This window comes from Streptomyces sp. AM8-1-1, from assembly GCF_032229325.1.
Lineage (GTDB): Bacteria > Actinomycetota > Actinomycetes > Streptomycetales > Streptomycetaceae > Streptomyces > Streptomyces achmelvichensis.
Window position 1 is genome coordinate 4,660,799 of record NZ_CP135086.1, and the last position, 20,435, is coordinate 4,681,233.

Annotated in this window: 18 protein-coding genes; 9 read left to right on the plus strand and 9 right to left on the minus strand. The window is 71.6% G+C overall.

What is annotated here, in order from left to right; all coding sequences use genetic code 11:
- Positions 1–10 precede the first annotated feature (10 nt).
- A complete protein-coding gene (locus RPQ07_RS21100; protein WP_313945728.1) occupies positions 11–679 on the minus strand; it encodes a pyridoxal 5'-phosphate synthase in 669 nt (222 codons plus the stop codon).
- A gap of 63 nt (positions 680–742) precedes the next feature.
- Here RPQ07_RS21100 and RPQ07_RS21105 point away from each other — a divergent pair, with 63 nt between their 5' ends.
- On the plus strand, positions 743–1,324 hold the full coding sequence (locus tag RPQ07_RS21105; RefSeq protein ID WP_313945729.1) for a TetR/AcrR family transcriptional regulator: 582 nt from the start codon (positions 743–745) through the stop codon (positions 1,322–1,324).
- Between the two features lie 32 nt (positions 1,325–1,356).
- Here the strand turns inward: RPQ07_RS21105 and RPQ07_RS21110 are convergent, their stop codons facing one another.
- Positions 1,357–2,535, minus strand: a complete 1,179-nt coding sequence (locus tag RPQ07_RS21110) for a thiolase C-terminal domain-containing protein (RefSeq protein WP_313945730.1) — start codon at positions 2,533–2,535, stop codon at positions 1,357–1,359.
- A 115-nt stretch (positions 2,536–2,650) separates the two neighbouring features.
- Here RPQ07_RS21110 and RPQ07_RS21115 point away from each other — a divergent pair, with 115 nt between their 5' ends.
- Positions 2,651–3,844 carry an acyl-CoA dehydrogenase family protein gene (locus tag RPQ07_RS21115; RefSeq protein ID WP_313945731.1) on the plus strand — a complete coding sequence of 398 codons (1,194 nt, stop codon included), beginning with the start codon at positions 2,651–2,653 and terminating at the stop codon, positions 3,842–3,844.
- Positions 3,844–4,323: a nitroreductase family deazaflavin-dependent oxidoreductase gene (locus tag RPQ07_RS21120; RefSeq protein WP_313945732.1), complete on the plus strand. Its 480-nt coding sequence runs from the start codon at positions 3,844–3,846 to the stop codon at positions 4,321–4,323. Before RPQ07_RS21115 ends, RPQ07_RS21120 begins: the two co-directional genes overlap by 1 nt.
- A 149-nt stretch (positions 4,324–4,472) precedes the next feature.
- On the opposite strand, the gene RPQ07_RS21125 is transcribed toward RPQ07_RS21120, so the two are convergent.
- The gene (locus RPQ07_RS21125; RefSeq protein WP_313945733.1) at positions 4,473–5,120 is read right to left on the minus strand and encodes a TetR family transcriptional regulator; all 648 of its coding nucleotides are present in this window, start codon (positions 5,118–5,120) and stop codon (positions 4,473–4,475) included.
- 244 nt (positions 5,121–5,364) lie between these two features.
- Between RPQ07_RS21125 and RPQ07_RS21130 the strand changes: the two genes are divergently transcribed.
- The 3 genes from RPQ07_RS21130 to RPQ07_RS21140 all read left to right on the plus strand — a co-directional run bounded on the left by RPQ07_RS21130 (position 5,365) and on the right by RPQ07_RS21140 (position 9,445).
- Positions 5,365–6,201 carry a VOC family protein gene (locus tag RPQ07_RS21130; protein WP_313945734.1) on the plus strand — a complete coding sequence of 279 codons (837 nt, stop codon included), beginning with the start codon at positions 5,365–5,367 and terminating at the stop codon, positions 6,199–6,201.
- 156 nt (positions 6,202–6,357) lie between these two features.
- Positions 6,358–8,742: a PQQ-binding-like beta-propeller repeat protein gene (locus RPQ07_RS21135; protein ID WP_313945735.1), complete on the plus strand. Its 2,385-nt coding sequence runs from the start codon at positions 6,358–6,360 to the stop codon at positions 8,740–8,742.
- 193 nt (positions 8,743–8,935) lie between these two features.
- The gene (locus RPQ07_RS21140; protein WP_313945736.1) at positions 8,936–9,445 is read left to right on the plus strand and encodes a hypothetical protein; all 510 of its coding nucleotides are present in this window, start codon (positions 8,936–8,938) and stop codon (positions 9,443–9,445) included.
- A 101-nt stretch (positions 9,446–9,546) separates the two neighbouring features.
- Here RPQ07_RS21140 and RPQ07_RS21145 read toward each other — a convergent pair whose 3' ends face one another.
- From RPQ07_RS21145 to RPQ07_RS21155, 3 genes are read right to left on the minus strand one after another with little or no spacing between them, the layout of a single operon-like run.
- Positions 9,547–10,317 (minus strand): enoyl-CoA hydratase/isomerase family protein, encoded by a 771-nt coding sequence (locus RPQ07_RS21145; protein WP_313945737.1) that lies wholly within the window; start codon positions 10,315–10,317, stop codon positions 9,547–9,549.
- Complete coding sequence (locus tag RPQ07_RS21150) at positions 10,314–10,757, minus strand: Zn-ribbon domain-containing OB-fold protein (protein ID WP_313945738.1); 444 nt, start codon at positions 10,755–10,757, stop codon at positions 10,314–10,316. Before RPQ07_RS21150 ends, RPQ07_RS21145 begins: the two co-directional genes overlap by 4 nt.
- A gap of 1 nt (position 10,758) precedes the next feature.
- Entirely contained in the window at positions 10,759–11,922 is a 1,164-nt protein-coding gene (locus RPQ07_RS21155; protein WP_313945739.1) for a lipid-transfer protein, read from the minus strand.
- A 91-nt stretch (positions 11,923–12,013) separates the two neighbouring features.
- On the opposite strand from RPQ07_RS21155, the gene RPQ07_RS21160 reads away from it, so the two are divergent.
- Positions 12,014–13,570 (plus strand): FadD3 family acyl-CoA ligase, encoded by a 1,557-nt coding sequence (locus RPQ07_RS21160; protein ID WP_313945740.1) that lies wholly within the window; start codon positions 12,014–12,016, stop codon positions 13,568–13,570.
- 170 nt (positions 13,571–13,740) lie between these two features.
- On the opposite strand, the gene RPQ07_RS21165 is transcribed toward RPQ07_RS21160, so the two are convergent.
- The 3 genes from RPQ07_RS21165 to RPQ07_RS21175 all read right to left on the minus strand — a co-directional run bounded on the left by RPQ07_RS21165 (position 13,741) and on the right by RPQ07_RS21175 (position 18,188).
- Positions 13,741–14,010, minus strand: coding sequence for a hypothetical protein (locus RPQ07_RS21165; protein ID WP_313945741.1), 270 nt, complete (start codon positions 14,008–14,010; stop codon positions 13,741–13,743).
- Positions 14,011–14,228: 218 nt separating this feature from the next.
- Positions 14,229–17,171: an AfsR/SARP family transcriptional regulator gene (locus RPQ07_RS21170; RefSeq protein ID WP_313945742.1), complete on the minus strand. Its 2,943-nt coding sequence runs from the start codon at positions 17,169–17,171 to the stop codon at positions 14,229–14,231.
- A gap of 192 nt (positions 17,172–17,363) precedes the next feature.
- The gene (locus RPQ07_RS21175; RefSeq protein ID WP_313945743.1) at positions 17,364–18,188 is read right to left on the minus strand and encodes a polysaccharide deacetylase family protein; all 825 of its coding nucleotides are present in this window, start codon (positions 18,186–18,188) and stop codon (positions 17,364–17,366) included.
- Between the two features lie 239 nt (positions 18,189–18,427).
- Here RPQ07_RS21175 and RPQ07_RS21180 point away from each other — a divergent pair, with 239 nt between their 5' ends.
- Both RPQ07_RS21180 and RPQ07_RS21185 read left to right on the plus strand, forming a co-directional pair.
- Complete coding sequence (locus RPQ07_RS21180) at positions 18,428–19,648, plus strand: amidohydrolase family protein (RefSeq protein ID WP_313945744.1); 1,221 nt, start codon at positions 18,428–18,430, stop codon at positions 19,646–19,648.
- Positions 19,649–19,788: 140 nt separating this feature from the next.
- On the plus strand, positions 19,789–20,430 hold the full coding sequence (locus tag RPQ07_RS21185) for a pentapeptide repeat-containing protein (RefSeq protein WP_313945745.1): 642 nt from the start codon (positions 19,789–19,791) through the stop codon (positions 20,428–20,430).
- Positions 20,431–20,435: the final 5 nt, after the last annotated feature.

The window sequence follows — 20,435 nt, forward strand, 5'->3', positions numbered from 1 at the left end:
ACCATCCCGGTCAGGGCCAGAGCAGTTCGGTCCGCCATCCCTCCTGGGTCCGGCGGTAGCGCAGCCGTACGTGCTGCCGCTCTCCGTCGCCCTGGAAGAACTCGACCTCCTCGGGGGCGAGCACATAGCGCGTCCACGTCGGCACGGGCGTTTCCGGCTCCGCCTGCGCACGTTCCCACGCGGCCCGCGATGCGTCCGCCAACTCCTCGCGCGAGGCGAGGACTTCGCTCTGCCGCCCGGTGAGCGCCGCCGCCAGCGCGCCGGTCGAGCGCGCGTGCAAAGAGGCCTGGCTCTCCGCCGAACCGGCCGCGGAGACCCGGCCGCGGACCCGGACCTGCCGGCCCTGCGCGGCCCAGTAGAAGCCGAGCGCCGCGTCGGGGTGCGCGGCCAGCTGCCTCCCCTTCGCGCTGGTGGCGTGCGAGGCGAAGTGCCAGCCCCGTTCGTCCGCGTCGTGCAGCATCAGCGTGCGTACGTCCGGGCGGCCCTCGTCGTCCACCGTGGCCAGCGACATGGTGTGCGGCTCGGTCTGTCCGGCCGCCACCGCCTCGCCGAACCACCGGTGGAAGAGCGGGAGGGGCGCCGCGGGCGCGTCCGCGGCGTCGAAGGCCGGAAGGGTGATGTCCCAGACCCGCTGCGCATGGAGGAGAGCGCGGAAGGTCGCCTGCTGGTCGTTGCCCATGGCGGCAAAGTACTACACTCGCAGTGGTATCGCTGGCGGACGGGGTGAGCGGAAGGATCGCGGATGAGGCAGAACCTGGCCCGGCGCGCGGCGCTGGTGGACGCCGCCATCGAGGTGCTGGCCCGGGACGGCGCACGGGGACTGACCTTCCGGGCCGTGGACGCCGAGGCGGACGTGCCCAAGGGCACCGCGTCCAACTACTTCGGCAACCGCGACGACCTCCTCAACCAGGCCGGCGGCCGCATCTACGAGCGCATGCGTCCCGACGACGCCACGATGGAGGCCATGCTCACCGGCCCCACCACCCGCGACCGTACGGCGGAACTGGTGCGCGAGGTCGTGGAGCGGGTCGCCGCCTTCCGTACCGGCTACCTCGCCCTGCTGGAACTGCGTCTGGAGGCCACCCGCAGGCCGGAGTTGCGCGCGGTGCTGACCGCACGGGTCAGCGAGGACGTCGAGGCCAATGTCCAGCACCACCTCGCCTCGGGCCTGCCCGGCGACGCCGACGCCGTCAGGATGATCTATCTCGCCACCAACTGGCTGGTGGTGGAGCGGCTCACGCTGCCCGACGTGTTTCCCGAGAAGCAGGCGGGCGATCTGATCACGCAGCTCGTCGAGCGGCTGCTCCCGCCGGACGCGGCCTGACCCGCACAGGCCGGTCGTGGGTGCGCGCCGGGTCAGTCCCGGCCGAGCACCACCGTTCCCGACGAGCAGAACCAGCCGCCCGTCCCCGAGGCCACGGCCAGCCGCGGCGGGCCGCCGTCCGGCAGGTGGACCTGGTGTCCGCCGGCCTCGCCGCGCAGTTGCCGTACGGCCTCCACCAGCAGGAACAGCCCGCGCATCCCCGGATGGCAGGCCGAGAGGCCGCCACCGTCGGTGTTCACCGGGAGTTCGCCGGTGCGGCTGATGCGGCCCTTCTCGACGAACGGGCCGCCCTCGCCCTTGGCGCAGAAGCCGAGGTCCTCCAGGGTCACGAGCGTCATGTACGTGAAGGCGTCGTAGATCTCGGCGATGTCCATCTCGGCCGGGGTGAGCCCCGCGCGCTCGAAGGCGAGCCGGCCCGAGACGGCGGCGGGGGAGACGGTGAAGTCGTCCCACTCCGACATCGTGGCGTGCGAGACGTGTTCGCCGGTGCCGAGGATCCACACCGGGGTGCTCGCGGTGTCCGCCACGTACTCCTCGGCCGCCAGCAGCACCGCGCAGCCGCCGTCGCTGCGGATGCAGCAGTGCAGTTTGGTGAACGGGTCGGCGATCAGCGGGCCGTCGAGCACCTCGTCCACGGTGATCGGGTCGCGGAACATGGCCTCCGGATTGGCGGCGGCGTTCGCCCGCGCCTGGACCGCCACCGAGGCCAGCTGCTCCAGGGTCGTGCCGTACTCGTGCATGTGGCGGCGGGCGGCCATCGCGTACTTGGCTATGAGCGTGTGTCCGTACGGGACTTCGAACTGGAGCGGGCCCCGGCCGCCGAAGGACAGCCCGGCGGTGCGCCGGCCGGCTCTGATGTCGGCCCGGGCGGTCGAACCGTAGACCAGCAGCACGGCGTCGGCGTGCCCGGCGGCGATCGCGTCGGCGGCATGGGCCGCCATGACCTCCCAGGTGGCGCCGCCCACGGACGTCGAGTCCACCCAGCGCGGCCGCAGGCCCAGATACTCGGCGACCTCGATGGGGGCGAGTGTGCCGAGGCCGGCCGAGGCGAAGCCGTCGATGCTCTCGCGTGCGAGGCCCGAGTCGGCGAGCGCCCGGCGGGCCGCCTGGGCGTGGAGGGCGTAGGGCGTGGGGCCGTCGACGCGGCCGCAGTCCGAGAGGGATATGCCGACGATGGCGACCTTGCGTGCGGCGCGCGATGAGGAAGGCATGAATCTGACGGTACATCAGATTCCTCTCGTGGAGGCATGTGCTCGTCGCGCACGGGACTGTGCATCTGGCGGGCCCACCCCTAACATGACGACCCGTCAGACAGGGAGGGCTGCCATGGACACCGCCGCCACCGCGGAGCAGGACGACATCCGCCGTACCCTGCGCGAGCTGCTCGCCGAACGCGCCGGCCCCGACGAGGTCAGGGCCGCCGTCGGGACCGCGGACGGGCACGACCCGGCGCTGTGGTCGCGGCTCTCCCAGCAGCTCGGACTGCCGGGTCTCGCGCTGCCGGCTTCGTACGGAGGCGTGGGCTGCGGCCTCGCCGAACTCGCCGTCGCCTTCGAGGAGACCGGACGGGCCCTGCTGCCCTCGCCGCTGCTGGCCACCTCGGGCCTCGCCGCCCCCCTGATCGCCGCGCTCGGCACGCCCGCGCAGCGGGACGAACTCCTTCCGCGGATCGCCGACGGTTCGCTGACCTGTGCCCTCGCCGTGTCCGGTGGGACCCTCGCCGTCGCACTCGGACTCGTCGGGGACAACGCGACGGGGGAGTGGGCGGGCGGCGGCCGGGCCGGCGGGGTGCAGGCGCGGTCCACGGCGGACGGCGGCCCGCTCCTCTACGGGGAGGCCCGCCAGGTGCTCGACGGGCACAGCGCCCCCCTGCTGCTCGTGGCCGCCCACACGGGAGGCTTCCCGCGCAGCCGGACCCTGCTCTTCCTGGTCCGGGCGGACGCCGAAGGGCTGACGCGGGTACGGCAGACCTCGCTCGACGAGACCCGGCCGCAGGCCCGCGTCGAACTGCGCGACTGCCCGGCCGAGCTGCTGGGGGACGACGACACGGCCGACGTGACCGGAGCCCTCGCCGCAGTCGGTGAGGGGGCGGCGGCGCTGCTCGCCGCGGAGGCGGTGGGCGCGGCGGCGAGTGCGCTCGACCGCACTGTGGAGTACGTGCGCGGCCGGGAGCAGTTCGGCCGGCCGATCGGCTCCTTCCAGGCGGTGAAACACCGGCTGGCCGATCAGTACGTACGGGTGCAGGCGGCCCGCTCGGCGGCCTACTACGCGGCCCGGCACCCGGCCGAGGGCGGGCTGGCGCTCGCCCAGTGCCTGGAAGCCCTGCGCGAGGTCACGGCCGAGGCCGTCCAACTGCACGGCGGTATCGGGTTCACCTGGGAACACGAGGCGCACCTCTACTTCAAGCGGGCCGCGTCCGACGAACTGCTCTTCGGCCCGGTGCACCGGCTGCGGGCCCACGCCGCCGAGACCGCGGGCCTGTTCGCGGGCCGCACGGCACGGACGGCGGTGGCGGTCTGATGGCGAAGACCCCGGCAGGTGTGCGGCTGGTCCGGAAGGTGTCGTCGACCCGGCTCTTCGCCAAGGTCGCGCCGCATGTCATCCCGGCGATGGACCGTGCGGTGCACCGGCTGACGCGGGGAAAAGTGCTGCTCAGCGCCCAGATGCTGCCCGGAGTGATTCTCACGGCCCGGGGAGCGCGGACGGGCCGGCCGCGGGTGACGCCGCTGGCGTGCATGCCGGAGGAGTCGGGCGACTGGATTCTGATCGGCTCCAACTTCGGCCGTGAGGGGCATCCGGCCTGGACGGCGAACCTGCTGAAGCATCCCGAGGCAGAGGTGAGCTGGAAGGGCGAGGACATCGCCGTACGCGCGAGCCTGCTGGAGGGCGAGGAGCGGGAGCGGGTGTGGAAGGAGGCGCTGCGGTTCTGGCCGCCGTATGCCACCTACCAGTCGAGGATCACGCGTCGGATCCGGCTGTTCCGCCTCACGCGGCGCTGACGAAACTCGCCGTGCGACGCAATCGATGCATGCCATAGGGCCCTGAGAGCCCGGTAGTTGCGGTCACGAGGGACAAGAGCGCCGACGGCGGTCACCCGGGAAGGGACCGCCGTCGGCGTGACAGGACCTGTGGGATGGGACGTGAACGCCTACCGCGTCGGCTTCTTGCCCGTGATGCCCAGGTGCACCAACAGCGACAGATTCGGCTTCAGTTCGGACTGCTTCACACCCCAGGTGGTGAACCCCTTCTGGTGCGAGGCCACCGCCGCCAGCATCGCCACCAGGGAGCCCGCCACTGCGGCGGGGCTCACGTCCTTGTCGACCTTGCCCTTGGACTGCAGGTCCTTCACCGCGTCCGTAAGGGAGTTGGTCACCGAGTTGAGGATCTTCATGCGGATCTTGTAGAACCGCTTGTCGCCCTCCGCGGCGCCGAGGTCGACCACCCGGAGGATCGCGTCATGGCGTCGCCAGAAGTCGAGGAATCCCTCGACGAGTTCCTCCGACGCCTGCCAGGCGGCCTTTCCGACCCAGGTGCGGCCGGAGACCAGTTCGGTCAACCCGGTGCCCTCCTTGGCCATTTCCTCGGCGAGTTCGAGGACGGCGCCCTCGACGTCGGGGAAGTACTGGTAGAAGGTCGCGGGGGAAGTGCCCGCCTTCCGGGCCACGTCGATGACTTTGACGTCCCGGTACGGCGAGGAGCTGAGCATCTCGCTGAGGCAGTCGAGCAGCTTCTGCCGCGTCGCCTGTCCGCGTCGTCCGGCCACTCGGCCGTCGACGGTGCGTACTTGTCCTGTCATGCCGTCAGCTTACCGAGGGGTGATCGGCGCGCGATTCGGCCGACTGCAAATGGGGTGCGGCAATAGTCTTATCAACAGCCTGTGGACAACTTTCGTGGACAACTCAACAATTCCGGGTCCTTTACGAAGCCCAATGACCGTATTAGGTCATATGTTCGGGTGAGTCCCTGTGTGCCCGCTGTCGCCCGCTCTGCTGCGACGTTAGCTTGAAGGTGATGGGCATCACACGGAAGGAACGACGTCCATGGCCGCATTCCCCGAGGGCACACCGTGCTGGGCGGACGCAGCGCTTCCCGACGTCGAGGCAGGCAAGCGCTTCTACGGCGAACTGTTCGGCTGGACCTTCGCGCCCGGGGAGGGCACGCAGACCGACGCCTTCAGCGACGGAAAGCTCGTCGCCGCCCTCACGCCCAAGGGCGACGGCCGGATGCCCACCGTCTGGGGCGTCTACTTCGCCACCCCCGACGCCTATCTGCTCGCCGGACGCATCACCGACGCGGGCGGCCACGTGATCGTGCCCCCGCAGCAGATGGGGACCACCGGCATCGTGGCGGTCGCCGCGGACCCGGGCGGCGCCGTCTTCGGCCTCTGGCAGGCGGCCGAACGGGCGGGATTCGAGGAACAGGGCACGCCCGGCTCGTACTGCTGGACCGAGGTCTACGCCCGCGACAAGGAACGTGCCGACGCCTTCTACGAGACGGTCTTCGGCTTCTCCGGGACGGACCTCGAGGACGGCTCGGTCGACTTCCGGCTGTGGTCACCGCGGGGCGCGGAGCCGGGCCCGGACACCGCCATCGGTGGCCGCAGTGTGATCACCGGCGCATTTCCCGCCGAGATGCCGGACCATTTCCTCATCTATTTCTGTGTCGAGGACTGTGACGCCGCGGCCGAGACGGTCACCGCTCTCGGCGGCCGCGTCCAGGCGCCTCCGTTCGACATTCCCTACGGGCGAATCGCCGTACTCACCGACAATCAGGGCGCCACTTTCGCCGTACTGGCCGAACCCGCGGACGAGAACACCCCCGAAGAGGGGGCAGAAGGTACCGATGCGACCCCGGCTCCCGTGCCCGAATCCGGGTGAGACACCCCGATCCGCCCCCGGGTTCGCAACCGCCGCCTCCGACAGGAAGAATCAGGGTGCGCACCGCTGAGGGTCTCGGTGGTGAGACGCTGCACGGGGCTGTATGGAACGGGCCCATTTCGATCTGGGGCCCGTACGGGGAGGTGGCAGGCAGGTATGGAGCAGCTGACGCAGCATGACCCGAGACGGATCGGTCCGTTCGAGGTGCTGGGGCGGCTCGGAGCCGGCGGCATGGGACTGGTCTATCTCGCACGGTCGGCGTCCGGCCGCCGGGTGGCGATCAAGACCGTGCGCACCGAGCTCGCCGAGGACCAGCTGTTCCGTGTCCGCTTCACCCGCGAGGTGGAGGCCGCCCGTGCGGTGAGCGGGTTCTACACCGCCGCCGTCGTGGACGCCGACCCGCGCGCCGCGGTGCCGTGGCTGGCCACCGCCTATGTGCCCGCCCCCTCTCTCGAGGAAATAGTGAATGAGTGCGGGCCGATGCCGGCCCAGGCCGTCCGCTGGCTCGCGGCGGGCATCGCCGAGGCGCTCCAGTCGATCCACGGCGCGGGGCTCGTCCACCGCGACCTCAAGCCCTCGAACGTGCTCGTCGTGGAGGACGGCCCGAGGGTGATCGACTTCGGTATCGCGTCCGGCGTCTCCAACACCCGGCTGACGATGACCAACGTCGCCGTGGGCACCCCCGCGTACATGTCGCCCGAGCAGGCCCGTGACTCACGCAGCGTGACCGGGGCCAGCGATGTCTTCTCGCTCGGGTCCACCCTCGTCTTCGCTGCGACCGGCCATGCCCCTTTCCATGGCGCCAACCCGGTCGAGACCGTCTTCATGCTGCTGCGCGAGGGTCCCGATCTGGAGGGGCTGCCGGACGAGCTGCGGCCGCTCATCGAGTCCTGCATGCAGATGGAGGCCACGCGGCGGCCGACGCCCGAGGATCTGCAGGCCCAGCTCGCACCGCATCTGTTCTCCTCCGGCAGCGACGACAGCGGCACCGCGTCGGCCTGGCTGCCGACGCGCGCCACCGCGATGATCGAGCTGCGCCGCGGCGGCGGCCGGACCGCCCCCGCCCAGCGCCAGGAGCCCACCCCGCCCCCGCCGCAGCCGCAGGCACCGCCGAGAAGGCCGAACGCCGACTGGGACCCGCCGCGCCACGGCGGCGGCGACCCGCGGACCGACCATGCGCCGGTCGGCGCCGCCGCATCGGCCGGGGCGATCAGGCTGCCGGGCGCCAAGGTGCCGATCGGCCCCGGGCCCCGGGTCGCCGAGGCGGGCCGCGGTCCCGTCGCCGACGCGGGTCCCGCCACCGGCTGGGTCCGCCCGCCTGCGGGCCTGAACGGTTCCGAGGCCGCGACCAGTGCCGTCCCGACCGCGCCGCCCGTGCCCCCGCCCTCCTCGCCCCCGGACGGCCCCGCGCACTGGCGGCCGTGGCGTTTCCGGATGTCGAACGACGTCTGGGGCACCCCGGTGGTCGACGGCGATCTGCTCTACGTGACCTCCTTCGAGGTGCACGCGCTGGACGTGGCCAGCGGCCGCCGCCAGTTCAAGACCCGTGACGTGGCCTGGGCGATGGCCGTCGCGGGCGGCCGCATCCACGCGTCCGACGGCCCCACGCTGTACGCGCTCGACTCGACGACCGGCCAGGAGCGCTGGCGTCTTCAGACCGATGCCTGGGTGTACTCCCTCAAGGTCGACCGCGGCACCGTCCTCACCGGGACGCGCGGCGGCGGGGTTCAGGCGTGGGAGGCGTCCAACGGCGAGAAGCTGTGGGAGCTGACCGGCGCCCAGACGGACTTCGAGACGCCCGAGGCCGGGCCCGCGATCTTCGACGACACCGTGTACGTGTGGAAGGACGCCCGTCTGCGGGCGGTGGAGACCCGTACCGGCGTGGAGCGCTGGTCCTACCCCGTCGGGGACGCGGCCTCGTGCGGCAATGTGCCCGTCCGGGTGCAGCCCGCGCCGGACGGGCACGTCTATGTCGCCGCCGGCACCCGCGTCCTGGCCATCGACATCGCGAGCGGTCTGGTGCGCTGGCACTTCGAGTCGCCGGCGGTCTTCCTGTCGGCGCCGGCGTTCGCGCCGGGGCCCGCGGTGACCGGTGGCGGTGTGTATCTCGCCGACTATCTCGGCACGGTGTACGCCCTGGACGCGATCACCGGCAAGGACCGCTGGCGCATCGCCACCGAGTCGCGCCAGTCCATCGAGCCGGTGCTGGTGGCGGGCGGCAATGTGCACGTCGGCAGCGGCAGCGCGCTCTACACCCTGGACGCGGTGACCGGCACACCGATGTGGCGCTTCGCGGCGGGCGGCGAGGTCATCGGCGCCCCCGTCGTCGCCGACGGCCGTGTCCACTTCGGCTCGGCGGACCATGTGCTCTACACCCTGGACGCGAGCGGCGGCCAGTTGCGCTGGAAGCTTGCCACGGGCGGCGAGATCACGGGTTCACCGGTGGCGCGCGGCGGCGTCGTCTACGCCTGCAGCAAGGACCGCTGCGTCTACGCCCTGGACGCGATCAAGGGCACCGCGACGGGCCGCGGGGGCCGCTGACCCCGGGCCCGCGGGACCGAATGGCGCGGCGCACCCCGCGGGCGTAGCGTCAGGTCAGGACGGCCGCCGTATGACGCCCCTTCCGTGTTGCGTACGACGGCCGTCACGCATGTCGTGACGATTCCGACTGCTATGGTGACGTGCGCTCGTCAAAGCGAGCCGCAAGTACCGCGCTTTCAACGGGGGTTGAGAAGTGAAGATTCGTCATGTCCGAGCCGTCGCCGTGTTCGGCATCGTCCTGGTCGCGCTCACCGGAGCCCGGGGTTCCGGCGGTGGCAGCTGTGGTGGCAGCAGCAGCAGCGGAAGCAACAGCAGCAGCTCCGGCGGTAGCCACGACAACGACAGCGACACCACGACGTCCGGCGGTTCGACCGGTTCGGTGACGGGCGGCTCCAGCGCCAACAAGGCCCTGCGCGACGTGACCATCGACTCGTGCGGCCTGGACGCGAGCGGCAAGAAGCTCACCGCGAAGATCACCGTCAACAACAGTGACTCGCTCGCCTACGCCTACGACGTGAGCCTGGAGTTCAAGGGCGACCTCGGGGACACCACCGTCACCAAGGCCACCGCGCGGATCGACGACCTCCAGGTCGCGGCCGGTTCGTCGGCGAAGGGCGAGGCGACGACCGCCTACCCCGGCAGCGGGAACGGCTCCGAGTACAAGAAGTGCGAAGTGGTGAGCGCGAGCCGTACGGCGAGCTGACCCACGCGAAAGCCCGCCGTACGGCGAGCTGATCCACGCGAAACGCCCCCGGACCGCCGAGCGAGGTCCGGGGGCTTCTGCGTCCTGGGCCCGGACAGGGCCTACCGCAGCCGGTGCGGTCCGCCCCGGGCGCGGAACAGCTCCGCCTGTTCCCCCGGCGCGAGATTCCCCAGGGACACCAGGTGCGGGGCGAGCGCCAGTGCCTGGGTCCGCGCCGCCTCCCGGGCGGCCCACACCGCACGGACCGTGCCCTGGACCGCGGCCGTCGGGTACGAGGCGACCACTTCCGCCGCCCGCAGCGCCGCTGCGACCGCCTCGCCCGGAGCGGTGAGCTCGGAGACCAGACCCGTCTCGTAGGCCCGGACGGCCGACACCCGCTCCGCCGTGCCCATCAGCGCCATCCGGGCCACCTCGCCGACCGGCATCCGCTGCGCCAGCAGGATCGTCTCGTAGGCGCTGACCATGCCGTACGTGGTGTGCGGGTCGAAGAAGGTCGCCTCCCGTGAGGCCACCACGAACTCGCTCTCGCCCAGCAGATAGAACGCGCCGCCGCACGCCATGCCCTCCACCGCCGCGACGACCGGTTTCCACAGGTCGTTCGCCTTGGGCCCGATCCTGATCAGCGGATCGTCGACCGAGTACGGCGACGACGGCTGCGGCACCTCGACCGACCGGTCGATGCCGGTGCAGAACGCCCTGGTGCCCGCGCCCGTCACCACCGCCGCCCGTACCGAGTCGTCGTAGCGGAACTCCTGCCAGACATCGGCCAGTCGATCCGCCGTGGCCAGGTCGATCGCGTTGTGCTTCCCGGGCCGGTCCAGGGTGACGAGCGCGACGCCGGTGCTCTTGTCCGGCTCGATGCGGACGCTCATGACCGCTCCAGCAGCCAGCGTGGCATCCGTACGCCCGCACCCACCGCGGGAGCGAACGCGACGCGGACGCCCGCCCCGATCCGCAGCCGCCCCGGGTCCACGGAGTTCAGCGGTGCGTCCGGCGCGGAGACCACATTGCCGACCAGCCGGATGCGGGGGGCGTCCAGGAGCTCGACGACGACCGCGTTGTACGGGGCCTGTTCGGCGTAGGCGGGCAGCAGCGGCGGATGCGGGATCACGTATGACCAGATCCGGCCGCGCCCGCTCATCAGGCGCCACTCGCTGCCGAAGGACCGGCAGTGAGGGCAGCAGGGCCGCGGCGGGAAGCGCAGTTCGCCGCAGTCGGCGCAGGCCTGCACCCGGAGTTCGCCCCTCGCGGCGTACTCCCAGAACGGCGCGCCGTCGTCGTCGACGACGGGCGGCAGCAGGGCGTCGGGCATCTCAACTCCTCAGCAGTACGGCGGATGTGGGCACTCCCTCGCCCGCGGTGACCAGGCAGGTGGCGGCGTCCGGGACCTGGGCGGTGGAGATGCCGCGCAGTTGCTTCACGCCTTCGTTGATGAGGTTGAAGCCGTGGACGTACGCCTCGCTGAGTCCGCCGCCCCCGGTGTTCAGCGGCAGCCGGCCGCCGATCTCCAGGGCGCCGCCCTCGGTGAAGGCCCCGCCCTCGCCGCGTCCGCAGAAGCCGTAGCCCTCCAGGGAGAGCGGGACGAGCGGGGTGAACGCGTCGTAGATCTGGGCCACGTCGACGTCCTGCGGTCCGAAGTCCGCGGTCTTCCACAGCTGCCGGGCGGCCGTCCAGGCGGGGCCGGTGAGGGGGTCGTCGTTCCAGTAGTTGACCATGCCGTGGTGCTGTGCGGGCAGGCCCTGGGCCGCGGAGTGGATGTACACGGGGCGCCGGCGGCAGTCGCGGGCCCGCTCGGCGGAGACGATGACGCAGGCCAGCGCTCCGTCGGTCTCCAGGCAGTTGTCGAACAGGCAGAGCGGTTCGCTGATCCAGCGGGAGGTCATGTACATCTCGCGGGTCAGCGGGCGTTCGTACATGATCGCCGCCGGGTTCTGGTTGGCGCGGTTGCGGCAGGCCAGCGCGACGTTGAAGAGATGGTCGCGGGTGGCGCCGTACTCGTGCATGTAGCGCCGGGCCAGCAGGCCGATCTCGTCGGCGGGCCGTAGCAGTCCGAAGGGCCTGGTCCACTGGGCGGGCGTGGGGAGCTGCACGGCCGTGTTCTTCCACGGTCTCGGCCCCGATCCGCGTTTGCGGGAGCGCCAGGCGACGCCCACACTCGCCTGGCCGGTCGCGACGGCGGCGGCGAGATGGGCGAGCGTGGCGCAGGAACCGCCGCCGCCGTAACCGACCTTGGAGAAGAAGGTGACGTCGCCTGCGCCGATCGACTTGGCGACCTCGACCTCGTCCGTCTCCTCCATCGTGTACGAGGCGAAGGCGTCGACCTCCGAGGCGTCGATGCCGGCGTCGTCGAGCGCCGCGAGGATCGCCCGGCACGCCAAGGTCTTCTCGGACTCGGGCAGTTGCCGGGCGAAGGCCGTCTGGCCTATGCCGGCTATCGCCGTCGCGTCCTTGAGGGAGACAGTTCCGAGACCGGCCACGGGTACCTCCACCGTTCGTCCCCACTGCTGACAGCGCGTCAGGCTACAGCTAATCTGACGGCTAGTCAGCTACTGCGACGGGAGGCTTTCCATGCGCGGCGACCTGGAATGGGGCACCGTCCCGAAGCTGGTGCGGGACGCGGCCGAGAGGTACGCGGAGCGCGAGGCGGTCGTCGAGGGCCGTACCCGCGTCAGCTACGCCGAACTCGGCGAGCGCGTCGAACGAGCCGCCGCCGCGTGCATCGCCGCCGGCGTCGAGAAGGGCGACCGCGTCGCCGTCTGGGCACCCAACACCCTCGACTGGATCGTTTCCGCCCTGGGAGCGGTCACGGCCGGCGCGGTCCTCGTACCGCTCAACACCCGCTTCAAGGGCACCGAGGCGGCCTGGGTGCTGCGTCGCAGCGGCGCCCGGCTGCTCTTCGTGACCGGCACCTTCCTCGGTACCTCCTATGTCGCCTCCCTGCGCCGCGCGGAGGTCGAACTCCCGCAGCTGGAGCAGGTGGTCGTCCTCGCGGACAGCGCACCCCAGGACTACCGGACCTGGAAGGACTTCCTGGCGGGCGGTGACAGCGTCACGGCGGAACAGGTCCGCACCCGCGCCGACTCGGTGGAGCCGTCGGCGCCCTCGGACATCATCTTCACCTCCGGCACCACCGGCAGCCCCAAGGGCGCCGTGATCACCCACGCCCAGACCCTGCGCTGCTACGACGTGTGGAGCGAGCTCGCCGGACTGCGCGAAGGCGACCGCTATCTGATCGTGAACCCGTTCTTCCACACCTTCGGCTACAAGGCCGGCATCATCGCCTGCCTCACCCGCGGCGCGACGATGGTGCCGCAGCCGGTCTTCAACGTGAACACGGTCCTCGCCAACATCGCCTCCGAGCGCATCTCCGTCCTGCCCGGACCGCCCACCCTCCATCAGTCGCTGCTCGACCACCCCACCCGCGACCAGCACGATCTGTCCCCGCTGCGGCTCGTCGTCACCGGCGCGGCCGTCGTGCCCCTGCAACTGGTCGAACGGCTGCGCAACGAACTGCACATCGACACCGTCCTCACCGCGTACGGACTCTCCGAGGCGAGCGGCATCGTCACCATGTGCCGCCGCGGCGACGCGCCCGAGACGATCTCCTCCACCTCCGGGCGCGCGATACCCGGCACCGAGCTGAAGGTGCTGGCGGAACCGGGCCGGCCGGGCGAGGTGCTCGTGCGCGGACACCATGTGATGCAGGGCTACTTCGAGGACCCGGACGAGACGGCCAGGGTCATCGACGAGGAGGGCTGGCTGCACACGGGCGACGTCGGCGTCCTGGACGAGGAGGGCAACCTCCGTATCACCGACCGGATCAAGGACATGTTCATCGTCGGCGGCTTCAACGCCTATCCCGCGGAGATCGAGCAACTGCTCGGTCTGCACCCCGACATCGCGGACATCGCGGTCATCGGGGTCCCGGACGCGCGCCTCGGCGAGGTGGGCAAGGCGTATGCGGTGCGGCGCGCGGGCTCGACGGTGACGGCGGACGACCTGATCGCCTGGTCACGGCGGGAGATGGCGAACTACAAGGTGCCGCGGGAGGTGGAGTTCGTGGGAGAGCTGCCGCGGAACGCGAGCGGGAAGGTCCTCAAGCGGGAGCTGCGGGCCCGGCGCTGAGCAGGTCCTGACGGCGGGAGTCGCACAGCGCGCGCCGAGGACCACGGGCATGCCACGGCCGCGGCGGCTCCCCTCCGCGCCGCCGCGGCCGCACCCCGTCGATCAGGTCCTGGCGTACGTTTCGGGCCCCGGGCCCCCGGGCCCCCGGGCGTGGCCGGGGGCCCGCTTCCTCAGATCTTCGGCGGCACCGGACTGTGGTGGTCACCCTGCGTCGTCAGCCCGGCGTCCTTGGGCGGAGCCGGGGTGTGGTGGTCACCCATCGTCGTGATGGCGTCCTTGGGCGGGGCCGGCGTGTGGTGGTCGCCCTGGACCGTGGCGCCGCCGTCCTTCGGCGGGGCCGGACTGTGGTGGTCACCCATCGTCGTGATGGCGTCCTTGGGCGGGGCCGGACTGTGGTGGTCGCCCATCGTGACGATCTCTTCCGCGTTCTTCTCAGTCATGTCTCTGTCCCCCATGGGATTGCGCGGCACGAACTACAGGTGGCCTTCCGCCCGGCAACTCCCCCGAGGGTCGCCGGACAGAAGGCCGAAGGACTCGCACTCGCCCCCCGGAGAGGTACGGGCCCAGGTGATCCGCCTGCCCCCCGACGCGACGGATCGACTGCTTGAATCATGTCGGACGGGCATAAACATTCGATGAACGTCCTGGCAGCGTGCTGTCACGCCGCACTGAGCGGGGAGAGCAGCCGCCGTACCTCCTCGGCCTCCGCCGCACCCGTCTGCTCATGCAGCGTCAGTGCTTCGCGCCAGCAGGCCCGGGCCCGGTCCGCCTGGCCCAGCGCGGACAGCGCCCGCCCCAGCGTGATCAGGACGTTCGCCCGGGTGCGGTCGCCTCCGATGCAGCCGATCGCGAGTGCCTGCTCGGCGTGCTGCGCGGCCCGTGCCGGACGCCGGGCGGACAGATGGGCCTGGGCGATCCGGAAGTACGTCGTCCCCTCCCACAGCCGCTGCCGGTTCGCCTCGAACCGCTCCAGCGCCTCCAGGAGCTGCTCCAGCGCGTCCGCGTGCCGGCCGGCCTCGGTCAGCGCGATCCCCAGTGCGTAGCGGGCGTTGGCCAGGCGCAGCGTGTGGCCTATGCGGTCGTAGATCTCGACGCCCTGCTCCGCCAGGGAGATGGCCTGCGGGACCCGGCCCATGGAGAGCTGGATACGGGAGAGGTTGCACAGGGCGCTCGCCTCGCCCGGGCGGTTGCCGTCGGCGCGGGAGCCCTCCCGGGCCCGGTGCAGATGCTCCTCGGCCTCGGCGTACCGGCCCTGGTTGAAGGCGATGATGCCCCGGTCGTTGTCGGACCAGTAGACGGGGGCGGGGTCGTCGGCGGCCCGGGCGAGCGCGGCGGCCTGCTCGGACTCCTCGTCCGCGGCCTCGTAACGCCCCGCCACCAGATGCACGTTGGTCATCGACGTCCGGGCACGCGCCTCGGCCCGTACGTCCCCCGAAGCGCGGGCCGCGTCGCGCACGGCCTGGGCGGCGGCCTCGTAGAGCTTGGAGTTGGCGCCGGACTCCGCGAGGTTCTGCGCCGCCCACAGCAGATCGGCGGCCAGACGCAGCCGTACGCCTCCGGAGGCCTGACGCGCGCTCGCGAGCAGGCTGTTGGCCTCGGCGTACAGCCAGTCCTGGGCGTCGTGCCGGTCGGCGAAGTCGAGGCCGCCGTGGGTGGTGGGGCCGACGTGGTGGACGAGCCGGTCGCCGGGACGCTCGATCCCGAACACCCGGGCCGCCGTCGCCAGATAGAAGTCGAGCAGCTTCGTCAGCGCCGCCTCGGCGTCCGCCGGCTGTTCGTCCCGCTCGGAGCACGCACGCGCGTAGAGCCGGACGAGGTCGTGGTAGCGGTACCGTCCCGGAGCGGCGGACTCCAGCAGCGAGGTGTCCACCAGCGCTTCCAGCAGGTCCTCGGTCTCCTGGAGGGGCAGCGAGAGCACCGCGGCCGCCGCGGCGAGCGAGATGTCCGGGCCGTCGGCGAGCCCGAGCAGCCGGAACGCGCGGGCCTGGGCCGGCTCCAGCTGCCCGTAGCCCAGCTCGAAGGTGGCCTTCACGGCCAGGTCACCGGCCTGGAGTTCGTCGAGGCGGCGCCGTTCGTCGGCCAGCTTCGCCGCGAGGACGGACACCGTCCAGGTACGCCGGGCCGCCAGCCGCGAGGCCGCGATACGGATCGCGAGCGGCAGGAAGCCGCAGGCCGCGACCACGTCGAGGGCTGCCTTCCGCTCGGAGGTGACCCGCTCGTCGCCGACGATCCGGGTGAACAGCTGGAGTGCTTCCTCGGGCGACATCACATCGAGGTCGACGAGATGCGCGCCCGCGAGGTCGACCATCCGGACCCGGCTGGTGACCAGGGCCGCGCAGCCCGCGGTGCCGGGCAGCAGCGGACGGATCTGGGCGGCGTCGCGGGCGTTGTCCAGGAGGACGAGGATGCGGCGGCCGGCCAGGGTGGAGCGGTACAGCGCCGCGCGTTCGTCCAGCGAGTCCGGGATCGCCGGGTCCGGGGTGCCGAGGGCCCGCAGGAACGCGCCCAGGACGGCGTCCGGTTCGGCCGCGCGACTGCCGGTGCCCTGGAGGTCGACGTAGAGCTGGCCGTCCGGGAAGTGCGGGCGGGACTCGTGGGCGACATGGACCGCGAGCGTCGTCTTTCCGACGCCGCCGATGCCCGCGAGCGCCGAGACCGCCATGACCGAGCCCTCGGCGGTGGCGAGCCGGTCGCCGAGCTCCCTGACGAAGGCGGCCCGCCCGGTGAAGTCGGGGACGGTGGCGGGCAGTTGTGCCGGAAGCGTCACCTGTGGTGCCGGTTCCTGCTCCTCGCTGGGCCGGGCCAGTTCGGCGTCGGCCTGGAGGATGCGCTGCTGGAGCTGGGAGAGTTCGGGCCGCGGATCGACGCCCAGCTCCTCGGCGAGCAGCCGGCGGGTGTCCGCGTACACGGCCAGCGCCTCGGCCTGCCGTCCGCTGCGGTACAGCGCCAGCATCAGCAGCTCGCGCAGCCGCTCCCGCAGCGGGTGAGCCGCGGTGAGCGCCGTCAGCTCCGAGACCGCCTCGGCATGACTGCCCACCTCCAGGTCCAGGTCGAGCCGGGTCTCCAGCAGTTGGAGCCGCCATTCCTCCAGGCGGGCGCGCTGGTTCTCGGCGTACGGCCCCGGCACGTTGGCCAGCGGCTCGCCGTCCCACAGTCCGAGGGACTTGTTGATCAGCACCCGGGCCTGGCAACGGTCGCCGGCGGCACGCGCCTTGTCCGCCTCGGCGGACAGTTCCTGGGCGATGGAGAGGTCGAGGGCCTCGGGCCTGATCCGTATGGCATAGCCGCCGGACTCGCTGACGAGCGCGTTGGCGCTGAGGATCTTGCGCAGCCGTGAGGCGTACGTGCGGACGGCGGCGAGCGCCTGTGAGGGCGGGTCCTCGCCCCACATGCCGTCGATGAGCTCGGCGGCGGTCGCGGTACGTCCGTCGCGCAGCAAGAGGGCGGCCAGCAGGGCGCGTTGCTGGGGTGATCCGGACGGCAGGGCCTCGCCGCCGCGCCAGGCCCGCACCGGTCCGAGCACACTGAAGCGCAGATCGACGACGCCGCTGGGCGCCGGTAGACGTTGCTCCGGTACGCGTGCCCCGCGGTCACGGTCCATAGCTGCCCCCTGCCCCCGAACTGCCGGATCGCCCTCGACAGTCTGCCTTGTGCATGGCGGCCGCGTCAGCAGCGGGGCGTCTACTCCTCGCCCCTCCCCATGCCCGGCTTCACGCTAACCTCTCCCGGCGATCTTCCTCACTGCCTTCTCACTGCCTCCCCGAGGTCTCTCCCGCGCCTCTCCAGATCCTCTTCACGGCCGGTACACCTCGCCCGGCTCGGCCTTTGCCGGCGCAAGGAGCTCGGGCACGGTGACGAAGGTGTAGCCGCGCTTCTTCAGTTCGTCGATGATCCCGGGGACCGCGGGCACCGTTCCGTCGTAGATGTCGTGCAGCAGGATGATGCCGTCGCGTCCGGCCTGGTGGAGTATCCGGCTCTTGATCAGCTCGGAGTCGGTCGTCGAGTAGTCCTTGGCGGTGGCGCTCCACAGGATCTGGGCGAGCCCGAGCTCCTTGCTGACCTCGGTGACGTCGTCGTTCGTCCGTCCCTGGGGCGGGCGCATCAGAGTGGGCTTCTTGCCCGTGATCTTTGCTATGGCGTCCTGCGTACGCGAGAGCTCCTCGCGTATCTCGTCCCGGCCGAGCTGGTCGAGCCGGCGGTGCGACCAGGTGTGGTTGGCCACCTCGTGCCCCTCGTCGGACAGCCGGCGCACCAGGTCGGGATGGGGGACGACGTGGTTCTTGCCGAGGAGGAAGAACGTCGCGTGAACGTTCTTCTTCCGCAGGATGTCGAGCAGTTGGGCCGTGTACTTGCCGGGTCCCGCGTCGAAGGTCAGGGCGATGCACTTCGCGGTGGCGCAGTCCGTGCGGGCGGGTGCTCCGCGCCCCTTGCCCGCCCCTCCGGCCGGTGCTCCGGCTGTCTGTCCGGCGGCGTCGGGCTCGGCGTCGGAGGCCGCACGGGCCCGGGCGTCGGCGGGTGACTGCGCATCGACGGTGCACCCCCCGAGGCTCAGCGCGAGGGCTGCGACGACCGCTGCGGCGACAGCGGTGAGCTTGGACTTCTTCATGTTCTCGGGCATGGCGGAACAACCCCATCGACGGGAGGCGGGCACACGGGACGAGCGCTTCGCCGCAGGTCGGCGGCGAGCGCCATCGCACTATACATACGGTGTATACGTCGCGTGTATAGTGGCCCCTGCGGGGTCCCGCGGTGTCGAGGAAGGGCTGGGGAGGGGGTGTGGGGCGCGGTGTGCCGCCGGGCGGTTCCGCGGTGCACGGATAGCTGACGAACCGTCAGATCGGCGCTACGGTAAGACGCATGGAGACCTTCCCGAAGATCATCTCGGTGGACGACCACACGGTGGAGCCCCCCAACGTCTGGCGGGACCGGCTCCCGTCGAAGTACCAGGACATCGGCCCCCGCGTCGTCCGGGCGCCCCTGAAGGAAATGACCTTCATGGGGGGCAAGTTCGCCCCGGTCATGGGCGCGAAGGGTGACGACGGCCCCATCGGCGACTGGTGGGTCTACGAGGACCTGCACCGCCCGCTGACCCGCCTCGACACCGCCGTCGGCTACGACCGCGACGAGATCAAGCTGGAGGTCATCACCTTCGAGCAGATGCGCCCGGGCTCCTTCAGCGTCCCGGAACGGCTCGCGGACATGGACGTCAACCACGTCCAGTCGGCGCTCTGCTTCCCGACCTTCCCCCGCTTCTGCGGGCAGACCTTCACCGAGGCGAAGGACCGCGAACTGGGCCTGCTCGGAGTGCGGGCCTACAACGACTGGATGGTGGAGGAGTGGTGCGGCCCCGAGGCGCGGGGCCGGCTCATCCCGCTCACCCTCATCCCGCTCTGGGACGCGGAACTCGCGGCCGAGGAGGTCCGCCGCAACGCCGCCCGCGGGGTGCGCGCGGTCGCCTTCTCCGAGATACCCCCCTACCTCGGTCTGCCGTCCGTCCACTCGGACGACTGGGACCCGCTGCTGCGGGCGTGCGACGAGACGGGGACGGTGATCGCCATGCACATCGGCTCGTCCTCGAAGATGCCCTCGACCTCGGCGGACGCCCCGCCGGCCGTAGGCTCGACGATCACCTTCGCCAACTGCTGCTTCTCGATGGTCGACTGGCTGATGAGCGGCAAGTTCGAGCGCTTCCCGAACCTCAGGATCATGTACGCGGAGGGCCAGATCGGCTGGATGCCGTACATCCTGGAGCGCGCGGACGTGGTCTGGGAGGAGAACCGCGGCTGGGGCGGCGTCGCCGACAAGGTGCTGCGACCGCCGTCGGAGCTGTTCGCCGAGCATGTCTACGGCTGCTTCTTCGACGACGCCTTCGGCCTGAAGAACCTGGACGCGATCGGTGTCGGCAACGTCCTCTACGAGACGGACTACCCGCACTCGGACTCGACCTGGCCGAAGTCCCGTGAGGTCGGCGAGTCCCAGATGGGACATCTGCCGCCGGACGTGGTGGACCGCATCGTGCGGGGCAACGCGATCGAGCTGCTGGGACTGACGGCGGAAGGCCTGTGGGCGGGGCCGTGACCCCGCGGGAGCCGTGATGCCGTGGCGGGGTCCCGTCGCCGGGACCCACGGGCGCGGCGCCCGCCGGCCGGGGCCCGCGCCGGCCGGTCCGCCGCGCCGCGAGCGGGCCGCTGTCGGTGGCGGGGTGTTCAATCGGAGGCATGTCCCCCAGGCGTGAACGCGACCCGATCCACCCCTCTTCCGGCCGTCCTCCGGTCCCGGACGGGAAAGCCGTCGTCCGGGACGAGGACTGGTACGGAAGAGATCTGTCCGGCGAGCGCCACACCGGCCACACGTTCTACGACACCGACTGGACCGAGGTGGAGAACGACGGCGGGATCTTCGACGAGTGCACCTTCTCCGGGGTGAAGTTCAACGCCTCGCGGCACACCAACGCGGCCTTCACCAACTGCACCTTCAAGCGGTGCTCCTTCTTCGACACCCGCTTCGAGCAGTGCAAGGCCGTCGGCAGCGTCTTCCAGCAGTGCACGTTCAACATCCTCCAGGTCCGCGGCGGGGACTGGTCCTTCGTCGCGCTGCCCGGCGCCGATCTGCGCAGCGCCCTCTTCGAGGGTGTCCGGATGCGGGAGGCCGACCTCACGGGGGCCCGACTGGAGGGCGCGACCGTGACCGGTGTCGCTCTCTCGGGCTCCCTGCTGCACGGCGCGAAGCTGTCCGGTGCCGATCTGCGCGGCAGTGACCTGTCCGCGCTGGACCCCCTCACCGTGGAGCTCGCCGGGGCGAAGATCGACCTGGAACAGGCCGCGGTCGTCGCCGCCGCGCTGGGGTTCGATGTGACCTGACCCGC

Coding starts and splice junctions, on each gene's coding strand:
- RPQ07_RS21110 (WP_313945730.1), bottom strand. CDS start 2,535: ATGCCTTCCTCATCGCGCGCCGCACGCAAGGTCGCCATCGTCGGCATA.
- RPQ07_RS21125 (WP_313945733.1), bottom strand. CDS start 5,120: ATGACAGGACAAGTACGCACCGTCGACGGCCGAGTGGCCGGACGACGC.
- RPQ07_RS21150 (WP_313945738.1), bottom strand. CDS start 10,757: ATGCCCGACGCCCTGCTGCCGCCCGTCGTCGACGACGACGGCGCGCCG.
- RPQ07_RS21160 (WP_313945740.1), top strand. CDS start 12,014: ATGCGCGGCGACCTGGAATGGGGCACCGTCCCGAAGCTGGTGCGGGAC.
- RPQ07_RS21105 (WP_313945729.1), top strand. CDS start 743: ATGAGGCAGAACCTGGCCCGGCGCGCGGCGCTGGTGGACGCCGCCATC.
- RPQ07_RS21180 (WP_313945744.1), top strand. CDS start 18,428: ATGGAGACCTTCCCGAAGATCATCTCGGTGGACGACCACACGGTGGAG.
- RPQ07_RS21120 (WP_313945732.1), top strand. CDS start 3,844: ATGGCGAAGACCCCGGCAGGTGTGCGGCTGGTCCGGAAGGTGTCGTCG.
- RPQ07_RS21185 (WP_313945745.1), top strand. CDS start 19,789: ATGTCCCCCAGGCGTGAACGCGACCCGATCCACCCCTCTTCCGGCCGT.
- RPQ07_RS21175 (WP_313945743.1), bottom strand. CDS start 18,188: ATGCCCGAGAACATGAAGAAGTCCAAGCTCACCGCTGTCGCCGCAGCG.
- RPQ07_RS21100 (WP_313945728.1), bottom strand. CDS start 679: ATGGGCAACGACCAGCAGGCGACCTTCCGCGCTCTCCTCCATGCGCAG.
- RPQ07_RS21130 (WP_313945734.1), top strand. CDS start 5,365: ATGGCCGCATTCCCCGAGGGCACACCGTGCTGGGCGGACGCAGCGCTT.
- RPQ07_RS21135 (WP_313945735.1), top strand. CDS start 6,358: ATGGAGCAGCTGACGCAGCATGACCCGAGACGGATCGGTCCGTTCGAG.
- RPQ07_RS21145 (WP_313945737.1), bottom strand. CDS start 10,317: ATGAGCGTCCGCATCGAGCCGGACAAGAGCACCGGCGTCGCGCTCGTC.
- RPQ07_RS21115 (WP_313945731.1), top strand. CDS start 2,651: ATGGACACCGCCGCCACCGCGGAGCAGGACGACATCCGCCGTACCCTG.
- RPQ07_RS21165 (WP_313945741.1), bottom strand. CDS start 14,010: ATGACTGAGAAGAACGCGGAAGAGATCGTCACGATGGGCGACCACCAC.
- RPQ07_RS21170 (WP_313945742.1), bottom strand. CDS start 17,171: ATGGACCGTGACCGCGGGGCACGCGTACCGGAGCAACGTCTACCGGCG.